We start from the raw sequence: 7,617 nt of genomic DNA, 5'->3' as shown, positions 1-7,617 counted from the left end.
CGGTCAGGTTCGCGAGGCGGTGGTGGCCGGCGCGTTCGGCCGCGGCGATGCGCTCCTGCGGCAGCGCCGTGCTCCACCACTCACCGGCCGCGGTGTCGGCGGCCTCGCGCAGCTCTACCAGGGCGGCCCGCAACCGGTCCCGGGCGGCGCGGCGCTGGGCCGGCGACGGCACCTCCGCCTCCTGTGGGGGCAACAGCATCCCCGCCTCCCGCGCGGGCGACGGCGTCTCCGCCTCCTGCGCGGGCGACGGGGCCTCCGCCACCGCTCGCTCCAGGCGGTCGAGCCCCTCGCGTACTCGCCGGGCCGCCCGGCGGTCGGGCAGGAGCACGCAGGCCAGCAGCCCGACGGCGGCGCCCACGCAGGTGTCCAGCCAGCGATCGGCCACCAGTTCCGGCACCGGCTGAGCTCCGGCGAACTCGGTCATCAAAACGGCCATCGGCGTGACGAACACGCTGCCCAGCCAGTAGTTGCGGGTGACGGCCGCCTCGGTGACGAACTGCAGGGCGAGAACGGTCACCACGATCGCCGTCGCGCCCAGCATGGTCACGGGCGCCAGCAGGGTGAACAGCGCGACACCGAGCAGGTTGCCGACCACGCGCTGGACCGCGCGGTTCCAGGACAGGGTGGTGTTGGCGGCGAACACCGACGCGGCGGTGACCACGGCCCAGTACGGCCGGCCCACGCCCAGCGCCATCGACGCCCAGCCCGCCACTCCAGCACCGGCGCTCACCATCACCAGGACCCGCCACCTCTTCGCCACGCCCATCATCGTGCGGCGGAACGCTCCGACTCCGGCCACCTCATGCGGCTGCGCCTGCTCGGCGGCGATTCCGGCCAGCTCCGCCTCCTCGGCGGCCACGGTGCGCGCGTCACCGGCAGGCGGCGTGGGCAGACGACGCCCCTTGCGCAGCTCATGCGCCCAGGCCACGAGCTCGTCGGCGTCGATGGTTCGTGCGGCGATGGCCTGTGCGGAAGCAGTGGTCTGTGCGGCGGTAGTGGTCTGTGCGGGGGTGGTGGTCTGTGCGGCGTCAGTGGTCTGGGAGGTGGTCTGGGAGGTGGTGTGTGCGGCGGTCTGGGCGGCGGCGGACTCTGCGCGGACCAGGAGCCGGCGCAGCTCCTGGCGCTGATGGCCGGAACGCAGAAGCGTCTGCCAGGCGGCGTTGACCGCGGCCGCCGCTGCGTTGCGGGCCTGGTGCGGGTCCTCATCCCGGGCCCGCGCCCGCAGCAGCCGCGCCGTGGACTCCAGCGCCCGCGCCACCGCGATGCGTTCGGGGCCGTCCGGCCGGACCACGCCGGGCGCCATTCCCACCACCCAGGCCACCGCGCCGCCCAGCACCCCGATCCCCACGTGCAGGGGAACGTCCGCGAGCCGTTGCGGCACGAAGGCGGCGCTGGCGGCCATGAAGGTGAGCACGACGTTTCCCGGCGGCCCGATCCGGGTCGCGTCGCAGGCGGCCTTGTGCAGCCCGGCCAGGAGCGCGGCCACCGCCACCCGGACGGCGATCGAGTCGGTGAGCGCGGCCGTCACGAGGGCGACGCCCATGCTGGCCAGCATCCCGGCGACCACCCAGGCCAACGCCTTGGCCCGCGCCGCGTAGGGCAGGCCGTGGCCGTACAGGGCGCACATCGCGCCGGCGGAGGCGTACAGGATCAGGTCGAGGCGGCCCGTCAAGAGGAGGGCGACCTGCACCACGGCCAGCGCGGAGACGGCGCTCAGCGCCGGCTTGTGCCAGATGTCGCCGACCGGCCCCAGGCGCAGGGCGGCACGGACGGGCAGGTGGACGCGTCGGTCGAGGGTCAGGATGCTCATTGCTATAAGTTTAGCATGTGTTTTACTCGTAAAATAATCGGGGCGGCTGGTCGTGATCGCCGGTGGCGGGCACACTTGAGGCGAACCGCCCGACGGGGAGGAACAGGCGTGCACGATGACGTGGTGGCGCTGCTAGGCGAGGCTCTCGAATGGGAGCTGACGGAGGCTGGGTGGGCGAACGTGGCCACGGCCGTGCGCCGGCTCGCCGCGTCCGCGGATCCGGCCGCGGATCTCGGGCACCTGGAGCTGGCCGGACCCATCCGTATTGTCACGAAATATCCGGATCAACCGGTGGGTCCGATGCCCGAGGAGACCCGCGAGCGCGTCAACGAGCTGATCCACAGCCTGTCGGCCCCCGTCGCGGACCGGGCCGATGAGGCCGGGTGACCCCGCCGATCCAGGGCTGATCGTCCACGTGTTCGTCGCCGCCACCGGCCCGGAGGCGGACGCGGGCGAGCGGCGGCTGCGCCAGGTCTGGGACGCGCTCGGCGAACGGCTGGGGATGCCCGCCGTCACCGTGGGCCAGGCCGAGGTGCGGACGGCGAGGGGCGAGCCGCTGCGCCAGGCGGTGCTGCGCTCGGAGCACGACATACGCTGCCTGAGCGTGGCGCTGACCGGCGGCTCCTGGAAGGAGCTCGACCGCTTGTGGGCCGGCTGCGCGGGCGCGGAGATCGGCGACTGGGCGCTGGGCGAGTGCCGGATCTTCGTCGCCTACGGCCGCGCCCGCCGGCCGGAGGCCATCCTGGCCGCGCTGCCGGAGCAGTACTCGGCGAGCCGGGCGACGGCCAGGGATCGCCTGCTCCTGTGGGAGGTGGGCCACGAGCGGGACGCGCGCAGCCGGCGTACGTTCGCCGTCGTGGCCCCGCGCCGGCTGGAGACCCGGCTGGACGCCTGGGCGTGGACCGCGGGCGACGACCGGATGGCGCCGTTCGCCCGTTACCTGATGCACGCCGCCAAGATCCGCTACCACCTGCGGGTCTACCAGAACGGCGCGGGCCTGCGGACGGCGCAGGAGCGGGTGGAGGAGCAGATCGACGCGATGCTGGCGATGCTCGACGCCGACGGGCTGCCCGCGGCCCGGCTGGAGCTGGCCGAGCGCCAGACGGCGTCGGCGGGGCTCATCTGGGCCACCACACGGCTGCGGGAGATGCGGCGCAGCGTGGAGATCGCCCGGCACAACATGCGCGCGCAGGCGCTCGACGACGACCTGGCGCTGGCCGACTGGTTCCTGCTGCGCCTCGACGACGACCTCGCCTATGCCGAGGCCACCCGCGAGCGGGCCCGCGAGATCGCCTCGATCGCCGACCTCGTGCTGGCCGGACGGTTACAACACCGGGCGGAGGAGACCGAGCGCCGCTGGGCCCGCTTCGGCGTCCTGAGCGCCGCCGTCGTCGGAACGTTGCTCATGATGCTGACGGCGGTGCAGTCGCTGAGCTACCGCGTCCCCGTACCGGAGGCCGTCAAGCCCTACATCGTGGCGGGCCTGGCAGTGACGGCCTTCGGCCTGACCGCGTTCGGTGTCGTCAGATGGCGGAGGGACCGATGAAACCCGAAGAGCACATCGGGAAATACCTGATGACCGGCGATCTCGAAGCTCTGGAAGCCGGGATCGACGGCTACCGCAAGGAGGCGGCGCGCGACCCGGAACCGCTGCTGCTCTCCGACCTCGGCAACGCCGTGAGCATGCGTTATGACGTGCACCGGCGAGCGCCCGACCTGGTGGAGGCGATCGGCCTGCACCGCAGGGCGGTGGCGGGCCTGGCGGGGCGGCCCGAGCTGGCGGAGGCCCAGGCCGCGCTGGCCGTCGTGCTCGGCAACCAGGCCGACGTCGACGAGGAGAAGTTCGCGGAGTCGCTGGAGCTGTACGGGGCGGCCCTCGGCGGCCGGCTCAGCGACCGGCCGCTGGTGCTGGCCAACTACGGGAACGCGCTGATCCTCAGCCATATGCGGAGCGACGACGGCGACCGGCTCAGGCGGGGCATCGAGGCGATGCGCGAGTCCGTGCGCACCACCGACCGGTCGAGCGACCGGTATCTGTGGCGGCTCGCCAAGCTCGCCAACGCCCTGGTGCTCGTCGCCGGCGAGCCGGCCCACGCCGAGGAGCTGAAGGCGGCGGTCGCGGAGGTGCGGGCGCGCTACGGGGAGGCCTCGGAGCCGGTCAAGCAGGAGATCCAGCTCCTGCTCGGGCCCATCATGGCGGTGGACGAGATCCCGGTCATCACCCCGGAGATGATGGAGCAGCTCCGGGGGCTCCGCTTCGACGAGCAGTACTCCGGCAGGGATGGCCGGGCCAGGTTCCTGGCCGGGTTCGGCAGCATGCTCATCGAGGACGTACGCGTCTCGGGCCGCCTCGACCGGGCCGACCAGGCGGTGGAGACGCTCCGCCAGGCCGTGGCCCAGGCGGCGCCGGACAATCCCGAACGGGGCCGGCTCCTGGGGGCTCTGGGCGCGGTGCTGGGGCTGCGCATGGAGTTCAGCCACACCGTCGACGACCTCGACGAGATGATCGACGCCCTGCGCCAGGGGGTGGCGCTCAGCCGGCCAGGCGACGAGGACGCCGGCATGTACCGATCGGACCTGGGCAACGCGCTGATGCTGAAGTTCCGGCTCGGCGGGGCCATGAAGGTCCTCGACGAGTCCATCGGCTCCTACCGGCGCGCCCTGGCGGACTCGCCGCACCACCCCGAGCGCGCGATGGCGCTGACCGGGCTGGGCTCCGCCCTCTTCTTCAGGTACGAGCTCACCGGCGACCTGGCCGAGCTGGACGAGGCGATCGAGAGCCACCGCACGGCCGTCTCCCTGACCGGTCCTGACCACTCCTACTACGCCCTCTACCTGGCCAACCTCGGCGGTGCGCTGCAACAACGCTTTGAGCGTACGCGCCGCGGCGAGGACACCGACGAAGCGGTCTCGATCCTGCGCGACGCCGTGGCGGCGACCCCGCTGACCAGCCCGTACCGTCCCGGCAACCTGGGCAACCTCGCCGCCGTGCTGGTGGAGCGGTACAAGTTCACCGGGCAGACCGCGGCGCTGCGGGAGGCCGAGGAGCGGATCGGCGAGGCCGCCAGGACCGTGCAACCCGGCAACATCCAGCGGCCCGGCGTCCTGAACGACCTCGGCATGGTGCTCCTGCAGGCCGAGAAGCTCGACGCCGCCGTCGCCGCGTTCCGCGACGCCAGAGCCGCCGCCGCGCCCGGCACCGCCCTGCACGCCCTGACGACCGTCAACCTGGGCGGCGCCCTGCTCATCAGGGCACTGACCCCGCAGGTCACCGGCCGGACGCTGGCCGCCATGATCGCGCAGGCGCTCGGCGAGCCGGTACGCCAGGGCGCGGTCGAGGAGATCCCCGACCTGGACGAGGCCATCGAGCTGCTCACCGAGGCCGTCAAGGCCGGCGGCGGGTCGGCCGCGTACGGCCATCTCGGGGAGGCGCTGCGCAAGCGGTATGCGATGACCGGCCGCGGCAGTGACCTCAGGCGGGCGCTGCGGACGGCGCGGGCCTCCGTGGCCGCCGGCCCGCCCGGCGACTCCAGCACCTCGATCGCGCTGTACTACCTGGCGCAGACCCTCACCGACCAGTGGGAGATGACCGGCGCCCCGGCGCCGCGCGATGAGGCGCTCGCCCGCTTCCGCGAGGCGGCGGCGGTCGGGACCGCGTCGGCGGACTGGCGGGCGCGGGTCGGGCAGCGGTGGGGCGAGTTCGCGATGGAGGCGGGCCTGGCCGGGGAGGCGGTCCAGGGGTTCGGCTCCGCCGTGGGCGCGCTGGACGAGGCGGCCTGGCGCGGGCTCGGCCGCGACGACCAGGAGCGCGTGCTGCGCGACTTCGAAGGGCTGGCCCGCGACGCGGCGGCGGCGGCGATCAGGGCAGGCGACCCCGGCACCGCACTCGAACTGCTCGAAGAGGGCAGAGGCGTCATGCTCACCCAGGTCATCGACAACCGCACCTCGCGCGACGTCCTGTACGCCGTCGCGCCCGAGCTGGCCGACCGGCTCGGCGAGGTGCAGGACGCGCTCGACGCCGCCGAGCGGATGGACGTGTCAGAGGCCGCCGCCCAGTGGACGACCCTGCCCGGCCCCGCCGACCGGCTCGACCCCGCCGTCGAGCCCGCCGTCGATCCCGCGATCGACCGCGAGCGGCAGCTCGACCGGCGTCACACGCTGCGGCGGCAACGCCAGGAGCTCCTCGCGGAGATCAGGGCGCTACCCGGCTTCGCCGCCTTCCTGCGCCCGCCGCACCACGAGAGCCTGCTCCAGGCCGCCGAAGCCGGGCCCGTCGCCGTCCTGAACATCAGCCGCTACGGTTGCGACGCGCTGCTCGTGACCTCGGGCGGTCTCCAGGTCGTGCCGCTGGCCGTCACCGCCGAGCAGGTGGAGACCCAGGCCGCGCGCTTCGCCCGCGCGGTGGACTCGATGGCCGGCGACGCGACGTCCAACGACGCGGTGGCCGCCTGCCTCGACTGGCTCTGGGAGCACGTCACCGGCCCGGTGCTCGACGCGCCGGCCGAGCCGCCGTCCAGGATCTGGTGGTGCCCCACGGGCCCGCTGACCTTGCTGCCGCTGCACGCGGCCGGACGCGCACCCGACCTGGTCATCTCCAGCTACACCCCGACCCTGCGCGCCCTGCTGCACGCCCGCGAGCAGTCCGGTCCCGCCGCAGACCGGCAGGTGCTGCTCGTCGGCGTCCCCGCAGTCCCCGGGGCGGCCCCGCTCAGGGGGGTGGAGCGCGAGCTGGCCGCGGTACGCGGGCGGCTCCCGCACCACCTGGAGCTGAGCGGTGACGAGGCCACCCACGACCAGGTGCTGGCGGCCCTGGACGGGAGCGCCTGGGCACACTTCGCCTGCCACGCGGTGCAGGAGCCCACCGACCCCTCCAACGCCCGGCTGATCCTGCGGGACCAGCCGCTGACGGTGCGCGAGCTGGCCGCCCGCCGGCTCGACCGGGCCGAGCTGGCCTTCCTCAGCGGCTGCGAGACCTCGCGGGGCGGCAGGGTGCTGACCGACGAGGCCGTCAGCATCGCCGCCTCGATCCAGCTCGCGGGGTTCCCGCACGTCATCGGCACGCTCTGGCCGATCAGCGACCTGCACGCCCCGGCCGTCGCTGACGAGGTCTACACCGTGCTCACCGCGGGCGGCACCCGGGAGCCGCACCCCGGCGCGGCGGCCTCCGCGCTGCACGTCGCGATGCGTGCCCTGCGGGCCCGCCGCCCGGGGTTCCCGCTGTTCTGGGCGGCCTACGTCCACGTGGGGCCGTGAGCCCGCCGCCGATCGCGGTCGTGATCGGCGGCACTCAGCTGGGGGCCGCGGTGCTCATTCGTTCACTCAGGGGGTCGGGGACGCGGGGGTGCCGGCGCGGTGCGCGAGAGCGGTCAGCCGTTCGAGGGCGGGCAGCGCGGCGGCGATGGCGGCGCGGTCGGCCTCGGGCAGCTCGGCGAGCAGCCCGGCCAGTCGCTTGGCCTGTGCGGCCCGGCGGGTGGCCAGCTCCGCGCGGCCGTGCGGGGTGATGGCGACCATGACGACGCGGCCGTCCGCGGGATCGGGCAGCCGCGCGGCCAGGCTCTCGCGTTCGAGCCGGGAGACGAGCTGGGTCATGGCGGGCTGGGTGACGCCCTCGATCACGGCCAGCTCGGTGAGGCGGCGCGGGCCCAGGCGTTCGAGGTTGGCCAGCGTGGACAGCGAGGTGATCGACAGGTCTCTGGGGACGTCGAGCAGGCGCATCATCGTCCTGATCCGGGCCAGACCGGCCGCCAGCTCCAGCTCTTCGCCGCGAGGGGAAGGGGGATCTGCTGCCATAAGGCACTTATATCACT

5 protein-coding genes are annotated in these 7,617 nt (G+C 74.1%); 3 read left to right on the top strand and 2 right to left on the bottom strand.

Annotated features, from left to right (window positions below; translation table 11 throughout):
- A partial coding sequence (locus tag ACWD0F_RS01155; RefSeq protein ID WP_449871535.1) for an FUSC family protein occupies positions 1-1,810 on the bottom strand: 1,810 nt, incomplete at its 3' end.
- A gap of 108 nt (positions 1,811-1,918) precedes the next feature.
- On the opposite strand from ACWD0F_RS01155, the gene ACWD0F_RS01150 reads away from it, so the two are divergent.
- Genes ACWD0F_RS01150 through ACWD0F_RS01140 form a run of 3 tightly spaced genes read left to right on the top strand, consistent with a single transcriptional unit; the run spans position 1,919 to position 7,063 of the window.
- Positions 1,919-2,197 (top strand): CATRA system-associated protein, encoded by a 279-nt coding sequence (locus ACWD0F_RS01150; protein ID WP_449871533.1) that lies wholly within the window; start codon positions 1,919-1,921, stop codon positions 2,195-2,197.
- Positions 2,184-3,356: a CATRA conflict system CASPASE/TPR repeat-associated protein gene (locus ACWD0F_RS01145; protein WP_449871531.1), complete on the top strand. Its 1,173-nt coding sequence runs from the start codon at positions 2,184-2,186 to the stop codon at positions 3,354-3,356. Before ACWD0F_RS01150 ends, ACWD0F_RS01145 begins: the two co-directional genes overlap by 14 nt.
- Positions 3,353-7,063 carry a CHAT domain-containing protein gene (locus ACWD0F_RS01140; protein WP_449871529.1) on the top strand — a complete coding sequence of 1,237 codons (3,711 nt, stop codon included), beginning with the start codon at positions 3,353-3,355 and terminating at the stop codon, positions 7,061-7,063. Before ACWD0F_RS01145 ends, ACWD0F_RS01140 begins: the two co-directional genes overlap by 4 nt.
- Before the next feature lie 66 nt (positions 7,064-7,129).
- Here the strand turns inward: ACWD0F_RS01140 and ACWD0F_RS01135 are convergent, their stop codons facing one another.
- Positions 7,130-7,600, bottom strand: a complete 471-nt coding sequence (locus ACWD0F_RS01135; RefSeq protein ID WP_449871527.1) for a MarR family winged helix-turn-helix transcriptional regulator — start codon at positions 7,598-7,600, stop codon at positions 7,130-7,132.
- Positions 7,601-7,617: the final 17 nt, after the last annotated feature.

The sequence above is a fragment of the Nonomuraea sp. NPDC002799 genome (assembly GCF_053592075.1).
This window is presented reverse-complemented; position numbering and strand designations above follow the sequence as displayed.